General features: G+C 66.5%; 17 protein-coding genes. 5 read left to right on the top strand and 12 right to left on the bottom strand.

Annotated elements, in window-relative coordinates:
- Window positions 1–48: 48 nt before the first annotated feature.
- Window positions 49–333, bottom strand: coding sequence for a hypothetical protein (locus tag SIDU_RS07030; protein WP_007688506.1), 285 nt, complete (start codon window positions 331–333; stop codon window positions 49–51).
- A gap of 5 nt (window positions 334–338) precedes the next feature.
- A complete protein-coding gene (locus tag SIDU_RS07025) occupies window positions 339–1,793 on the bottom strand; it encodes a L,D-transpeptidase family protein (protein ID WP_007688508.1) in 1,455 nt (484 codons plus the stop codon).
- 73 nt (window positions 1,794–1,866) lie between these two features.
- Here SIDU_RS07025 and SIDU_RS07020 point away from each other — a divergent pair, with 73 nt between their 5' ends.
- Window positions 1,867–2,772, top strand: a complete 906-nt coding sequence (locus SIDU_RS07020; RefSeq protein ID WP_039980436.1) for a histone deacetylase family protein — start codon at window positions 1,867–1,869, stop codon at window positions 2,770–2,772.
- 60 nt (window positions 2,773–2,832) lie between these two features.
- On the opposite strand, the gene SIDU_RS07015 is transcribed toward SIDU_RS07020, so the two are convergent.
- From SIDU_RS07015 to hisB, 7 genes are all read right to left on the bottom strand, one after another.
- Entirely contained in the window at window positions 2,833–3,414 is a 582-nt protein-coding gene (locus tag SIDU_RS07015) for a hypothetical protein (RefSeq protein WP_007688512.1), read from the bottom strand.
- Window positions 3,415–3,491: 77 nt separating this feature from the next.
- The gene (locus tag SIDU_RS07010) at window positions 3,492–3,812 is read right to left on the bottom strand and encodes a phosphoribosyl-ATP diphosphatase (RefSeq protein WP_007688514.1); all 321 of its coding nucleotides are present in this window, start codon (window positions 3,810–3,812) and stop codon (window positions 3,492–3,494) included.
- Between the two features lie 42 nt (window positions 3,813–3,854).
- Window positions 3,855–4,091 (bottom strand): PEP-CTERM sorting domain-containing protein, encoded by a 237-nt coding sequence (locus SIDU_RS07005; RefSeq protein WP_025551763.1) that lies wholly within the window; start codon window positions 4,089–4,091, stop codon window positions 3,855–3,857.
- Window positions 4,092–4,254: 163 nt separating this feature from the next.
- Window positions 4,255–5,019 (bottom strand): imidazole glycerol phosphate synthase subunit HisF, encoded by a 765-nt coding sequence (gene hisF, locus SIDU_RS07000; protein ID WP_007688517.1) that lies wholly within the window; start codon window positions 5,017–5,019, stop codon window positions 4,255–4,257.
- A gap of 1 nt (window position 5,020) precedes the next feature.
- Window positions 5,021–5,758, bottom strand: a complete 738-nt coding sequence (hisA, locus tag SIDU_RS06995) for a 1-(5-phosphoribosyl)-5-[(5-phosphoribosylamino)methylideneamino]imidazole-4-carboxamide isomerase (protein WP_007688519.1) — start codon at window positions 5,756–5,758, stop codon at window positions 5,021–5,023.
- Between the two features lie 91 nt (window positions 5,759–5,849).
- The gene (hisH, locus tag SIDU_RS06990) at window positions 5,850–6,467 is read right to left on the bottom strand and encodes an imidazole glycerol phosphate synthase subunit HisH (protein ID WP_007688524.1); all 618 of its coding nucleotides are present in this window, start codon (window positions 6,465–6,467) and stop codon (window positions 5,850–5,852) included.
- A complete protein-coding gene (gene hisB / locus SIDU_RS06985) occupies window positions 6,464–7,051 on the bottom strand; it encodes an imidazoleglycerol-phosphate dehydratase HisB (RefSeq protein WP_007688525.1) in 588 nt (195 codons plus the stop codon). The genes hisH and hisB overlap by 4 nt, the downstream gene beginning before the upstream one ends.
- Before the next feature lie 98 nt (window positions 7,052–7,149).
- Between hisB and SIDU_RS06980 the strand changes: the two genes are divergently transcribed.
- From SIDU_RS06980 to gmk, 4 genes are all read left to right on the top strand, one after another.
- Window positions 7,150–7,626, top strand: a complete 477-nt coding sequence (locus tag SIDU_RS06980; RefSeq protein WP_007688526.1) for an SspB family protein — start codon at window positions 7,150–7,152, stop codon at window positions 7,624–7,626.
- 67 nt (window positions 7,627–7,693) lie between these two features.
- The gene (fumC, locus tag SIDU_RS06975; protein WP_007688527.1) at window positions 7,694–9,079 is read left to right on the top strand and encodes a class II fumarate hydratase; all 1,386 of its coding nucleotides are present in this window, start codon (window positions 7,694–7,696) and stop codon (window positions 9,077–9,079) included.
- A 49-nt stretch (window positions 9,080–9,128) separates the two neighbouring features.
- Window positions 9,129–9,470 carry a hypothetical protein gene (locus SIDU_RS06970; RefSeq protein WP_007688529.1) on the top strand — a complete coding sequence of 114 codons (342 nt, stop codon included), beginning with the start codon at window positions 9,129–9,131 and terminating at the stop codon, window positions 9,468–9,470.
- Window positions 9,471–9,522: 52 nt separating this feature from the next.
- Window positions 9,523–10,188 carry a guanylate kinase gene (gene gmk, locus SIDU_RS06965; protein ID WP_007688531.1) on the top strand — a complete coding sequence of 222 codons (666 nt, stop codon included), beginning with the start codon at window positions 9,523–9,525 and terminating at the stop codon, window positions 10,186–10,188.
- Window positions 10,189–10,195: 7 nt separating this feature from the next.
- Here gmk and SIDU_RS06960 read toward each other — a convergent pair whose 3' ends face one another.
- The 3 genes from SIDU_RS06960 to wrbA form a co-directional block, all read right to left on the bottom strand.
- Window positions 10,196–11,263: a class I SAM-dependent methyltransferase gene (locus SIDU_RS06960; RefSeq protein ID WP_007688533.1), complete on the bottom strand. Its 1,068-nt coding sequence runs from the start codon at window positions 11,261–11,263 to the stop codon at window positions 10,196–10,198.
- Window positions 11,253–12,155, bottom strand: a complete 903-nt coding sequence (gene lgt / locus SIDU_RS06955; RefSeq protein WP_007688535.1) for a prolipoprotein diacylglyceryl transferase — start codon at window positions 12,153–12,155, stop codon at window positions 11,253–11,255. Before lgt ends, SIDU_RS06960 begins: the two co-directional genes overlap by 11 nt.
- Window positions 12,156–12,595: 440 nt before the next feature.
- A complete protein-coding gene (wrbA, locus tag SIDU_RS06950) occupies window positions 12,596–13,195 on the bottom strand; it encodes an NAD(P)H:quinone oxidoreductase (protein ID WP_007688537.1) in 600 nt (199 codons plus the stop codon).
- Window positions 13,196–13,299 lie beyond the last annotated feature (104 nt).

The following is a 13,299-nucleotide window of genomic DNA, read 5'->3' as shown; positions in this document are numbered from 1 at the left end:
GTCCCGCCTCCTTTCCGGGGCGGGAGACCGCGGCCGATGCCTGGGGGCCTATTCGGTGGCGTTCGCGCCTTCGTCGCCGCCCAGGCGCGCGGTCATGCCGGTCGCGGCGGCGTCATCTTCTATCTGCTGCTGTTCGGAAATGCTGGGCGGCGGGGCGGGTTCCGGCGCGGCATTGTTGCTCGGCTCCGGCGCCGGGGCCACGGGTTCTTCCTCGATGACGTTCTCGACAGGCGGTTCGACCAGGTTGTTGGTCACGGGCGCCTCTTCCTCCTTCTTGCCGCAGGCGGCGAGGACGAGCGTGCCGGCAAGGGCGAAAAGGGCGAGTTTGCGCATGAAGATCAATCCTTGGATGCGATGGTGGCGGCGGGCGCGGCGGTCGGATCGACGCGGCGGCTGGACGCCTCGATCTTCGCCGCCAGCAGCTTGTCCCAGCCATAGGGATCGGAACGGAAGTTCATCGTGCCGTTATTGCCGGCAAAGGCGGTCCAGTAAAGCAGGTACACCGCCACTTCCTTCGGCAGCGACACGCGCTGGGTCTTGCCGGTGTCGATCAGCGACTGGATCTTGCCCGCAAGGTCGGGATCGCTCGCCACCATCAGTTCCGCCAGCGGCACGGGCTTTTCCAGGCGGATGCAGCCATGGCTCGCCAGTCGGTCATAGCTTGAGAATTTCGCTCGCGACGGGGTGTCGTGCAGGTAGACGGCGAAGGGATTGTTGAAGTCGAACTTCAACCGGCCCAGCGCGCTGTTGGGGCCGGCGGGCTGCACGATGCGCTCCCCGGTCTCCGGCGTGCCGACGATCTTGTAGCCCTGACGGATCAGCGCGGCGCGCCCCTTGGGCCATAATTCGCGCTTGGCGATGGAGGCGGGGACGTTCCACGGCGGATTAACCACGATGGAATGGATGCTGGAAACCAGCATCGGCGTCGCATTGTCGGGCGCGCCCGTCACGGCGCGCATCGACGTCACCGGCTCGTCCCCCTCGAACACGGTCAGCACGGCGGCGGCGATGTTCACCTGTACCCGGTTGACCGGCAATTGCCGCGGCATCCAGCGCCAGCGTTCCATATTCGCCATGATCGCGGCGATGCGGTCGTCCACCGGCACGTTCAGTTCCCTGAGCGTCCGGGCGTCCAGCAGGCCGGTGGGGTTGAGGCCATAGCGCCGCTGCGCCCGTTGCAGCACGTCGACCAGCTTTTCGCCGGGCGTGACGCTCTTGTCCTCTATGGCGATGCGCGCCCGCACGACATCGGGCGAGGATTGCGCCGTCAGCGTCGGCCAGCCGCCCGCATCGCGAATCCGCTCATAATTGGCGAGGCCCTTGCGCAGCCCGTCATAGCCCGCATAGGGCGGCGTCAGGCTGAGCGCCCATTGCGGCAGCCTGTCTTCGGCGATCGCCTTGGCAAGGCCGGGCCGGGGGTCGAACCGCGCCGGGCGCAAGGCCCAGATCTCCAGGAAATCGGCGGTGTCCACGCGCCCGGTGCTGAGCGCCTTCGCCCGGTCCAGCACGGCGGACAGAAGCGCGTCGCCCTTCAGTTCTCCGGTCGCCCTGGCCCGTGCCATCAGCCCCTGCACCGCGCCACCCTTCAGCCATTCGTTCAGCCATTTTTCCTGCGCCGCCGAGGGTTGCGGCAGCGGCACGGGCGGCGGCGTGACGATGGCCGGGGGCAGGATGACCTGCGGGGCGGGGGGCTGCGACGAGGGCGCCGGCATGGTCGGCGCGACGGCGGGCGGCTGCGCCGCCGCGGGCAGCGCGACGGCGGCCAGGAGGGAAATTACGGAAAAACGGATCATTTCAGGACGGTTCATGCTGGACCAGATAGCGCAAAGCCCGCATCGTTCAAACTCGAAGATAGCGGAAAAGATGATGCTGCACGTCGTTCACCATCCGGCCTATGTCTCTCCGGCAACAGCGGGCAGTTCCTTTCGCTTCGACAAATACGGGCTGGTGATGGAGGCGCTGACCATGGCGGCGGCACCCTTTACCGTGCATGAACCCGCCCCCATGCCGCGCGCCTGGATAGAGGCGGTCCACGACCCCGATTATGTCGAGCAGGTCGCGACGCAGGCCGTGCCGCCGGAAAAGGAAAGGCGCATCGGCTTTCCGGTGACGGCGCGGGTGGCGCGCCGTTCCATGCTGTCGCCCGGCGGCACATGGCTGGCGGCGCGGCTCGCCATGCGCCATGGCTATGCGGCCAATGCGGCGGGCGGCAGCCATCATGCGCTGCCCGGCAGCGGCGCGGGATATTGCGTGTTCAACGACCTGGCCATCGCCGCGAACCGGCTGATCGCGGAGGGGGACGCGCGGCGGATATTGATCCTCGACCTCGACGTGCATCAGGGGGTCAGCACGGCCGTGCTGACCGGCGGGCGAGGGGACATATTCACCCTGTCTATCCATGCGGACCGCAACTTTCCCGTGCGCAAGGCCCGCTCGACGCTTGACATAGGCCTGCCCGACGGCACGGGCGACGAAGCCTATATGGATGCCCTTATGAAGGTCATGCCGCCCGTGCTCGACGATTTCCGGCCCGACCTGATCCTCTACCAGGCCGGGGTCGATCCGCATGAAGGGGACCGCCTCGGCCGTCTGGCGCTGAGCGATGCCGGCCTGGACCGCCGGGACCGCGCCGTGATGCGCGCCGCGCGCCGCCGGGGCATTCCGCTCGCCAGCACCATGGGCGGCGGCTATGGCGAAGACCGCATGGCCATCGCCCGGCGGCATGCCGACTGCATGATCCGGCTGGCGGAAGAGGCGGGCGATGGCCGATAGCTGCCGTCGAGCGCGCTATGCTTCAAGGAAAACAGAAGGTCGGCAAACCCCCATCCGCGCTCAATGCAGCGTCGCCTCCCCCGTCGCGTCGGAACCGGCGGCCTGCCTGCTCTCCATGATTTTTGCCGCGACCAATCCCGCCGCGACCAGCGCCGCGAAATCGCTGAAGGCCAGATAAAGGATATAGCCCCAGGGCGCATGATTGAACACGGCTTGCCCTACATGCAGCCACAGCACGGCCGCGAGCGCGAACAGGACCGTCGCTCTCGCCCGGCCGCCCAGATCGCCGCTCGCCAACCGCAGCATCAGCGCGATGACGATGCCGACGACCAGCGCCAGGATCAGCCCGCCGATCAGCGCCCCGGCATCGGTCACCGGAAATCCGCTGTTGTTGTAGAAGACCGTCGCGACAGGCCCCTTGCCGTAGAGGATGGTGCCCTGCGCGGTCGCCGGGTCGGGAATCACATAGACGCCGGTGCCCGACGGCGTCAGCGCCTGCGCCAGGGCCGCCTGCAAATTGCTGCCGGCGGCGGATTCGGCGCGGTTAAAGGCGAGGGCGCTCAGCGGCGTCCCCCAGAAGATGAAGCCGACGAGATACATGGCGACGCCGCCGATCAAGCCGCCCAACAGGGTCTTGAACATATGCCCTCCTGTCCTCTCAACGGTCGAGAGGCTGACGGACAAACGCCGGAACGGCAATATCTTTCCGGGAAGGGCGCTCAATCGCCCTTGCGGGAGGCCTTTTCCGATATGCCCGACACGCCTTCGCGCCGGTCGAGTTCGTCCAGCACGTCGTCCAGCGAGATGTCGAGGTCGGCCAGCAGCACCAGCAGGTGGAACAGCAGGTCCGCGCTTTCCCCGATCGCGCCCTGCCGGTCGGAAGCCATGGCGGCGATCACCGTCTCCACGGCCTCTTCGCCGACTTTCTGCGCGATCTTGGCCCGCCCCTTGGCGGTCAGCTTCGCCACATAGGATTGGCCGGGATCGGCATCCCGCCGCTGGCGGATGGTTCGTTCAAGGTCGAAAAGGGTCGCGCGCATGGCGCCATCAAGCGCCGCGCGCGCAAACCGTCAAACGAAAACTTACTTGCGCTTGCGGCGGGCGACGAAAACCCGCGCGCCCAGCACCGCTGCGCCCAGGCCGAACAGCGCCATCTGCTCCGGTTCGGGCACCGGCGTCGGCGTGCCGCCGGACGAGGAACCGCCCGAGCTGCTGGAGCCGCCGCACTTCTTGCCCCAGCACCAGGTCGCTTCCGCCGGAGCCGCCGCGCCCATCAGAGCGGCCACGCCAGCGGCCAGAAACAGCTTGTTCACATTCATCGTCTTCACCCCGCTGTTGATTTGAGTCAGGTGAGGGAAGAGGTGCAGGCGCCGTGCCAGTTCCGCCAAATGGAGGCGGAAGGGGGGCGCAATGGTTAACGCAGGCCTGCCGTCATTGGTTAATGTAAAGGAAACCGACGCTTTTTCGGCGGAATGCGGTCGGTCAGGCGGCCCGCACCGCTATGCCAGCGGCGGCAAGCGCCTGATGCGCTTCAGCAATGCTATGTTGACCGAAATGAAATATGGAGGCCGCCAGCACCGCGCTGGCATGCCCCTCCACCACGCCCTGGACCAGATGGTCCAGCGTGCCGACGCCGCCGCTGGCGATCACCGGGACCGAAACCGCATCGGCAATGGCGCGGGTGAGGGCAAGGTCATAGCCCGCCTTGGTCCCGTCGCCGTCCATGGAAGTGACGAGCAGTTCGCCAGCGCCCAGTTCCGCCAGCCTGACGGCATGGTCCAGCGCGTCGATGCCGGTGGGTTTGCGCCCGCCATGGGTGAAGATTTCCCAGCGGCCTTCCGCTACCCGCCGGGCATCGACGGAGCCGACGACGCACTGGCTGCCGAAGCGGTCGGCGATGTCGGCCACCACTTCCGGCCGGGCGACGGCGGCGCTGTTCACGGCCACCTTGTCCGCGCCCGCGAGCAGCAGCGCCCGCGCATCTTCGGGACTGCGCACCCCGCCGCCGACCGTTACGGGCATGAAGCAGACTTCGGCGGTGCGCCGCACCACGTCCAATATGGTGCCCCGCGCCTCATGGGTGGCGGTGATGTCGAGGAAGCAGAGCTCGTCCGCGCCCGCCGCATCATAGACCTTGGCCTGCTCGACCGGATCGCCCGCGTCGCGCAGGTCGATGAAGTTCACGCCCTTGACCACCCGGCCATTGGCGACGTCGAGGCAGGGGATGACGCGGGTGCGGACGGTCATGTCACGCCGCCGCCTGCGCCACGGCCAGCGCGGTCTTCAGGTCCAGCCGCCCGTCATAGAGCGCCCGGCCGGTGATCACGCCTTCGATGCCTTCATCGGCATGCAGGCTGAGGATGCGGATGTCCGCGATGCCCGCGACGCCGCCGCTGGCGATCACGGGAATGTTCGTGGCCCGCGCCAGATCGACGGTCGCGTCGATATTGCAGCCCTTGAGCAGGCCGTCGCGGCCCACGTCGGTGAAGAGCAGGCTGGCCACCCCCGCATCCTCGAACCGCCGGGCAAGGTCGACCACCGGCATGTCGGACTTCTCCGCCCAGCCGTCGGTCGCGACGAAGCCGTCCCGCGCATCCACCGCCACGACGATGCCGCCGGGGAAGTCCCGCGCCGCCGCCTTGACGAAATCCGGGTCTTTGAGCGCCGCCGTGCCGATCACGATGCGCGATACGCCCAGGTCGAACCAGCGTTCCACCGCCTCCCGGTTGCGGATGCCGCCGCCCAGTTGCACATGGCCGGGGAAGGCTTCGACAATGGCTTCGACCGCTTCGGCGTTGACGGCGCGACCCGCGAAGCTGCCGTCCAGATCGACCACATGCAGGTGCTGCGCGCCCGCTTCCGCGAACAATATCGCCTGCGCGGCGGGATTGTCGCCATAGACGGTAGCGCGGTTCATGTCGCCCTCCGCCAGGCGGACGACCTGGCCGCCCTTGAGGTCGATGGCGGGAAAAACGATGAGGCTCATTTCAACATCCGTTCGGTTCGAGCGAAGTCGAGAATTTGTTGCACGCCCCATGTCTTGACTTCGCTCGACACGAACGGGGGGAAGGGCAGGCTCATGGACGCCATTCCAGAAAGCGGGACAGGAAGGAAAGGCCGTAATTCTGGCTCTTTTCCGGGTGAAACTGGCAGCCGATGATCGTGTCGCGCGCGACCGCGGCGACCAGCGGCCCGCCATGATCGGTGACGGCGGCGACATCGGCCTGGTCGGCCGCGTCGAAATGATAGCTGTGCAGGAAATAGGCCTCGCCCGTTTCCAGTAGCGGCGGCGCGCCGCGCAGGGTCACGTCGTTCCAGCCCATATGCGGCACCTTGACCGCCGGGTCTTGCGGCTCGATCAGGCGCACGGTGCCGCCGATCCAGCCCAGCCCCTCATGCCGCCCGAATTCCTCCCCCGCATCGGCCAGCAACTGCATGCCCACGCACACGCCCAGGAAGGGCGCGCCGCGTTGGTGCACGGCTTCATTCATCGCCTCCACCATGCCGGGGATGGCGACCAGCGCGTCGCGGCAGGCGCGGAAGGCGCCGACGCCGGGCAATACGATCCGGTCGGCCCTCGCCACGACATCGGCGTCGGCGGTGATGACGGCGTCCGTCGCGCCCGCCTTGCGCAGGGCGTTATGCACCGAATGAAGGTTGCCCGCGCCGTAATCGATCAGGGCAAGCGTCGTCACAATATCCCCTTGGTCGACGGAATGGCGTCGGCCTTGCGCGGATCGATCTCCACCGCCTGCCGCAAGGCGCGGGCCAGGCCCTTGAAGCAGCTTTCGACGATATGGTGATTGTTGCTGCCGTAGAGATTTTCGATGTGCAGCGTGATCCCGGCGGCCTGGGCGAAGCTGTGGAAGAAATGCTCCACCATCTCCGCGTCCCATTCGCCGATGCGCTGCACGGTGAAATCCGCCTTGAACACCAGCCAGGGACGCCCGGAAATGTCCAGCGACACGCGGGTCAGCGTCTCGTCCATCGGGGAATAGACGCTGCCGTAGCGGGATATGCCGCGCTTGTCGCCCAGCGCCTTGGCCACCGCCTCGCCGATGGCGATGGCGGTGTCCTCCGTCGTGTGATGCTGGTCGACATGCAGGTCGCCGACCGTCTTCACGTCCATGTCGATCAGCGAATGGCGGGACAGTTGTTCGATCATATGATCGAAAAAACCGATGCCCGTCGAAACGGTATAGATGCCGGTGCCGTCGAGATTGACGGTCACGTCGATCTGCGTTTCCGCAGTGTTGCGGTGAATGTCGGCCGTGCGCATGGCTGCGCCCTATAGCGAACTGTGCGGCTGTTGCAATGTGCCCGGCAATCTGTGGCGCGCACTTGACCCGCGCCGCCGCGCCGTTAGGACATTGGCGCATGAGCGAAGACCTGCCCGACAGCCTGATTCCCTATGACGAAATCGTGCAGGAGGCCCTGCGCGCCGTGGTCGGCCGCGTATTGGGCGAAATCGAGCGTTCCGGCGGGCTTCCCGGCGCGCATCATTTCTACATCACCTTCAAGACCCAGGCCGCCGGAGTCGATATTCCGCGCCATCTGGTCGAACGCTTCCCGGACGAGATGACCATCGTGCTCCAGAACAAATTCTGGGATCTGAAGGTCAGCGACGACGCCTTCGGGGTCAGCCTGACCTTCAACCAGGTGGCGGCGCATCTGCATATTCCCTTCGCCGCGATCACCGCCTTCGTCGATCCGGCGGTCAATTTCGCCCTCCAGTTCCAGGCGCAGGCCGACATCGCGCCCGAACCGCATGAGGAGGCGGAAAACGACGCGCCGCAGGTCATGACCGAGGACGGCTCCAATGTCGTGACCGTGGATTTCGGCAAGAAGAAATAGGCTCTGGTATCGGGGACCGGGCGTCCCCAGATTGGCGGCACTCCGGCCATTTCAGGGAGTGCCCGACTTGAGCGATACCCGCACCGAAACAGACAGCATCGGCGCCATCGAAGTGCCCGCCGGCGCCTATTGGGGCGCGCAGACCCAGCGCAGCATCGAGAATTTCCCCTTCGGTCCCGATGAGCGCATGCCGATCGGCATCGTCCACGCGCTGGCCATCGTGAAGCAGGCGGCGGCGCGGGTGAATCGCGGCCATGGACTCGATTCGGGCCTGGCCGACGCCATAGAGGCGGCGGCGGCGCAGGTGATCGCGGGCCGCCATGACGACCAGTTCCCGCTCGTCATCTGGCAGACGGGCAGCGGCACCCAGTCCAACATGAACGTCAATGAGGTGATCGCGGGCATCGCCAATGAGGCGCTGACCGGCAGGCGCGGCGGGAAAAGCCCGGTCCATCCCAACGATCATGTGAATATGGGGCAATCGTCCAACGACAGCTTCCCCACGGCATTGCATATCGCGGCGGCGCGGGCAGTGACGGGGCATTTGTTCCCCGCGCTCGACCGGCTGCACGCCGCGCTGGACGCCAAGGCGAAGGCGTGGGCGGGCATCGTCAAGATCGGCCGCACCCATTTGCAGGATGCGACGCCGCTGACATTGGGGCAGGAATTTTCCGGCTATGCGCATCAGCTTTACCGCAGCCGCAAGCGGATCGAACCCGCGACCATGCACGGCATGACGGCGCTGGCGCAGGGGGGCACGGCGGTCGGCACCGGCCTCAACGCGCCCGCAGGTTTCGACGCGGCGGTGGCGAAGGAGATCGCGACGCTGACCGGCCTGCCGTTCCGGACGGCGGAAAACAAGTTCGAGGCGCTGGCGTCCAACGATCCGCTGGTGCACCTGTCCTCCACGCTGGCGACTCTGGCTGTGGCGTTGACCAAGATCGCCAACGACATCCGCCTGCTGGGCAGCGGGCCGCGTTCGGGCCTTGGCGAACTGGACCTGCCCGCCAATGAGCCGGGCAGTTCGATCATGCCGGGCAAGGTCAACCCGACCCAGTGCGAGATGCTGACGATGGTCGCCGCGCAGGTGATCGGCAATCATCAGGCGGTTACGGTCGGCGGGTTGCAGGGGCATCTGGAACTCAATGTGTTCAAGCCGATGATCGGCGCGGCGGTGCTGCGGTCCATCCATCTGCTGAGCGTCGGGATGGACAGTTTCGCCGAACGCTGCGTCGAGGGGCTGGAGGCGAATGAAAGGCGGATCGCCGAACTGGTCGACCGCTCGCTGATGCTGGTGACGGCGCTGGCGCCTGAAATCGGCTATGACAATGCCGCGAAGATCGCCAAGCACGCCCATGCCGAAGGGTTGACGCTGAAGGAGGCGGGGCTGGCATTGGGGCTGGTGGACGAGGCGACGTTCGACCGGCTGGTGCGGCCGGAAAATATGGTCTGATCCAGATCAACATGGCGGAACCGGGCAGGCTGCGATACATTGACGCCTTATGAGCAAGACATCGCCCGATAAACCGCTGATCGCCGTTCGCCCGCCCCGCAAGGCCGGGCTGCTCAGGAAGGCGGCGCGTGTCGGGGCGACGGTCGTCGCGGCGCGGGTCGCGGCGGACACGGGCAAGAAGGGCGTTATCGGCCTGATCGCGGGCATGGGCGCAAAGCGGCTCATCATGCGCCATCCGGTCGGCGCGCTGTTCGTGACGGGCGCCTACATGGCCGGCAAGGTCTATGAGGCGAAGCGCGAGGCGGACCGCAAGCGCACCACCAAGGCGCTGCCCGACGGCAGCGCGCCGCCGATCCTGATCGAGGAGGCGCGCAAGGCCCGCAAGCGTTGACGGCGCGATAGTCCCCCCTTGCCAAATCGCGTCCATGGCGGCACTAGCGGCCATGGCCGACAGCATTCCCATCGAGACGCCCGATTTCAAGCGCCGCGGCGTCCTGTTCGTTCTTTCCTCGCCTTCGGGCGCCGGCAAATCCACCATTGCGCGCAAATTGCTCGCCGCCGAACCGGATCTGGCGATGTCGGTGTCCGCGACGACGCGGCCGATGCGGCCGGGCGAGGTCGACGGCAAGGATTATCATTTCGTCGATCTGGAGGAATTCCGGCGGATGATCGCCGATCATGAATTCCTGGAATGGGCGCATGTCTTTGGCCAGCGTTACGGCACGCCTCGGGCGCCGGTGGAGGCGATGCTGAAGTCGGGGCGGGACGTGCTGTTCGACATCGACTGGCAGGGCGCGCAGCAGTTGCACCAGATTGCGGGCGGCGATGTCGTGCGCATCTTCATCCTGCCGCCGTCGATGGAGGAACTGGAGCGGCGTTTGCGGGGCCGGGCGACGGACAGCAATGAGGTGATCGAGGGCCGCATGGCCCGCGCCGCCGGAGAGATCGCGCATTGGGACGGCTATGATTATGTGCTGTGCAATGTCGATGCGGAGGATTGCTTCCAGCGGGTCCAGACCATCCTGCATGCCGAACGCATGAAGCGCAGCCGCCAGACCGGGCTGATCGGCTTCATCCGCAGGCTCAGCCGCTATCATCAGGAGGATTGAGGGTCTTTCAACCCTCGAACCCCGCAGGGTCGGCCCAGTCGGGATGGACCCAGGCCATCGCCTTGAACAGCGTTCCCATCGCGTCGTCGTCGGTCAGGCGGCGGCGGGCGGCCTCCACCTCCTCTGCGCGGGCGGGCGTGGTCCTGCTGAGTTGATCGGCGCGGGCGTCGATGCCGAGCTGGCGCAGGAAGGCGCCCTGGCCGACCGTCCGCGTCACGCGCAGCCCGGCCTGCCGCGCCATATTGCCGATCATGGTGAAATCGACATGGGTGGTGAGGTCGCTCTCGCCCGGTTCCAGGAAGGGATCGGCATAGCGATGCGCCCTGACCGCCTGGAGCGTGTCGCCGGTCGCCGGGCCTTCATAGCCATAGTCGATGACGATGGCGGCGCCGCCCTGCTTCGCGATTCGGTGCGCCAGTTCCAGCGCGATGGCCGATCCTGCGAGGGGCATTTCCAGGATCGCGCCTTCCGGGGCGTCGGCGGCCATGGCGGGGATGCCGGATTCGACGCGGCGGTATCCGGCCATGGGGGCGAAACGGTCGGGCTGGTCCGGATCGGGGCGGACGACGACTCGCTCGCGCCATTCGCTGCCGACGCGGACAAGCTGCCGGACGGGAAGCGCGTCGAAAAATTCATTGGCGACGACCAGCAGCGGTCCCTGTTCGGGCAGGCTGGACACGGAATCATGATGCGCGACATTGGGGATGAGCGCCCCCTGCCGTTCGCGCAGGCTGGGGCTGGTTTCCACGAAATGGACGCGGGGGTGGAAGGTGACGCTGGCCATGGCGCGCAGCGCGTCGGACGCCAGCGTGCCGCGGCCGGGGCCAAGCTCCACATAATGGGCCGCCGGGCGGCTGCCGGACCGCATCCATATGTCCGCCAGGCAGAGGCCGATCAGTTCGCCGAACATCTGGCTGATTTCGGGCGCGGTGGTGAAGTCGCCCGCCGCGCCCATCGGGTCGCGGGTGCCGTAATAATGCTGGTTCGCCTCCGCCATATAATGGGCGACGGAGATGGGGCCGCCCGCCTCGATCTGGCGGGCGAGCCGTTCGGACAAGGTCAGTTCAACTGACACTCGCGCTGCCCGCGACGGGTTCCACGCGGACGCGGCGGCCCTTCGCCGTGACGATCAGGTAGAGGCCGCCCAGGATCATCGGCACGCACAGCCACTGGCCCATGTGCAGCCCGGTGCGGGCGGCGAATTCCATGAGTTGGGCGTCCGCCTCCCGCACATATTCGACGCCGAAGCGGAAGATGCCGTAGCCGAGCAGGAAGATGCCGACCAGCATGCCGGGCTTGTAGCGGGCGCGGGTCTTCCAGAAGGCGAAGGCGAGGATCAGGAACAGGACTATGCCTTCGAGGAAGGCTTCGTAAAGCTGGCTGGGATGGCGGGGGAAAGGGCCGCCGGTCGGGAAAATTATGGCCCAGGGCACGTCCGTCTCCTTGCCCCAGAGTTCCCCGTTCACGAAATTGGCGAGGCGGCCGAAGAACAGGCCGAAGGGGACGCAGCAGGCGACGAAGTCATGGATGCGCAGCCAACTGAGCTTTTCCTTGCGCGCCATGTAGAGGATGCCGAGCGAGACGCCGATGGCCCCGCCGTGGAAGGACATGCCGCCGTTCCACAGCTTGAAGATGTCCAGCGGATTGCGGAGGATTTCGGGCTGGTAGAAGAAGACATAGGCCAGCCGCCCGCCGATGATGATGCCCAGCGTCGCGTAGAAGATCATGTCGTCGGCATGGCGGCGCGCCATAGGCGATCCGGGCTGGGCGATCAGCTTCAGCAGATACCAGTAGCCGATCAATATGCCCGCCAGATAGGCGAGGCTGTACCATTTCAGCGTGAAGAAGCCGAGGTCGAGCGCGACTGGGCTGAGGCCGAGCTGGTCGAAGCGGATGGCGCCCGAAGCGGCGGCGGCAAGGTCTAGGATCAAGTTGGCGTTCCCCTTGGGAAATTCGGTCCCCGCCATAGAGCAAGGTGGGGGACGGAGGGAAGGGAGGAAGTTGATCCGGCTGCTGCGGGAAGCCGCATGGCGACTGCGACAGCGGGCAGGCGAAGTGCGGGGGAAGTGGAGGCGGAAGGGTGTCGGAGGCCGCCGTGAACCGGGATTCGGTTCAGCTTTCCTTCGGTCGGCTAGGGTGTGTGGGGATTCAGCCCATGGCGGGCTGCAAATAGCGGCTTTCTCCGCTTCCGGTGCTCACGTACTTAAGTACGCTGCGCGCCGGTTCTCGAAATCCACTATTTTCGCCGCGCCCTGAACTGAATCCCCACACACCCTAGGCCGCTCTCCGTTTCACCCCAAAAAACAGGGGAGCCGACGCGCAGTCCCATGCGCCGGCTCCCCCTTTGCGCTGATGCCTTGCGACCCAAGGCTCAACGACTGCGCCATATAGACGGCGCAGCCATGCATCAGCCGTGCAGCTTCAGCGCCGTTTCCGCGATGCGGCGGCCCTGATAGCGCGCGCCGTCCAGTTCCTCTTCGCTCGGCTGGCGGCTGCCGTCGCCGTCGGCCAGCGTGGTCGCGCCATAGGGCGCTCCGCCGCGGACCTTGTCCACGCCCATCTGGCCGGCAAAGCCATAGTCCAGGCCGACGATCACCATGCCGAAATGCAGCAGGTTGGTGATGATCGAGAACAGGGTGGTTTCCTGCCCGCCATGCTGGCTGGCGGTCGAGGTGAAGGCGCCGCCCACCTTGCCGTTCAGCGCGCCGCGCATCCAAAGGCCGCCGGCCTGGTCGAGGAAGGCCGCCATCTGGCTGGACATGCGGCCAAAGCGGGTGCCGGTGCCGATGATGATCGCGTCATAATCCGCCAGGTCCGCGACGGCCGCGACGGGCGCTTCCTGGTCGAGCTTGAAATGCGCGGCTTTCGCGACTTCCAGCGGCGCCGTTTCGGGCACGCGCTTGATGTCGACCTGCGCGCCGGCGGCCGCCGCGCCTTCCGCCACGGCCTTCGCCATGGTTTCGATATGACCGTAGGACGAATAGTAGAGAACCAGAACCTTTGCCATGCGTATCTCCATTTCTTCTAATGCGTTGATCGTAAAAAGGTTTCGAACAATTTGGCCGCCCGCGCCGGAGTGGGGGGAGAAGCGCGGGCGGCCTTTCGGCCCGT

The organism is Sphingobium indicum B90A (genome assembly GCF_000264945.2).
GTDB lineage: Bacteria > Pseudomonadota > Alphaproteobacteria > Sphingomonadales > Sphingomonadaceae > Sphingobium > Sphingobium indicum.
This window is presented reverse-complemented; position numbering and strand designations above follow the sequence as displayed.

Excerpts from the sequence above, each read along its gene's own strand:
- SIDU_RS07030 (WP_007688506.1), bottom strand. The coding sequence starts at position 333 with ATGCGCAAACTCGCCCTTTTCGCCCTTGCCGGCACGCTCGTCCTCGCC.
- SIDU_RS06970 (WP_007688529.1), top strand. The coding sequence starts at position 9,129 with ATGAGCAAGACATCGCCCGATAAACCGCTGATCGCCGTTCGCCCGCCC.
- SIDU_RS07020 (WP_039980436.1), top strand. The coding sequence starts at position 1,867 with ATGCTGCACGTCGTTCACCATCCGGCCTATGTCTCTCCGGCAACAGCG.
- SIDU_RS06980 (WP_007688526.1), top strand. The coding sequence starts at position 7,150 with ATGAGCGAAGACCTGCCCGACAGCCTGATTCCCTATGACGAAATCGTG.
- hisA (WP_007688519.1), bottom strand. The coding sequence starts at position 5,758 with ATGAGCCTCATCGTTTTTCCCGCCATCGACCTCAAGGGCGGCCAGGTC.
- gmk (WP_007688531.1), top strand. The coding sequence starts at position 9,523 with ATGGCCGACAGCATTCCCATCGAGACGCCCGATTTCAAGCGCCGCGGC.
- SIDU_RS07005 (WP_025551763.1), bottom strand. The coding sequence starts at position 4,091 with ATGAATGTGAACAAGCTGTTTCTGGCCGCTGGCGTGGCCGCTCTGATG.
- hisB (WP_007688525.1), bottom strand. The coding sequence starts at position 7,051 with ATGCGCACGGCCGACATTCACCGCAACACTGCGGAAACGCAGATCGAC.
- hisF (WP_007688517.1), bottom strand. The coding sequence starts at position 5,019 with ATGACCGTCCGCACCCGCGTCATCCCCTGCCTCGACGTCGCCAATGGC.
- SIDU_RS07025 (WP_007688508.1), bottom strand. The coding sequence starts at position 1,793 with ATGATCCGTTTTTCCGTAATTTCCCTCCTGGCCGCCGTCGCGCTGCCC.
- SIDU_RS07010 (WP_007688514.1), bottom strand. The coding sequence starts at position 3,812 with ATGCGCGCGACCCTTTTCGACCTTGAACGAACCATCCGCCAGCGGCGG.
- SIDU_RS07015 (WP_007688512.1), bottom strand. The coding sequence starts at position 3,414 with ATGTTCAAGACCCTGTTGGGCGGCTTGATCGGCGGCGTCGCCATGTAT.
- lgt (WP_007688535.1), bottom strand. The coding sequence starts at position 12,155 with ATGGCGGGGACCGAATTTCCCAAGGGGAACGCCAACTTGATCCTAGAC.
- wrbA (WP_007688537.1), bottom strand. The coding sequence starts at position 13,195 with ATGGCAAAGGTTCTGGTTCTCTACTATTCGTCCTACGGTCATATCGAA.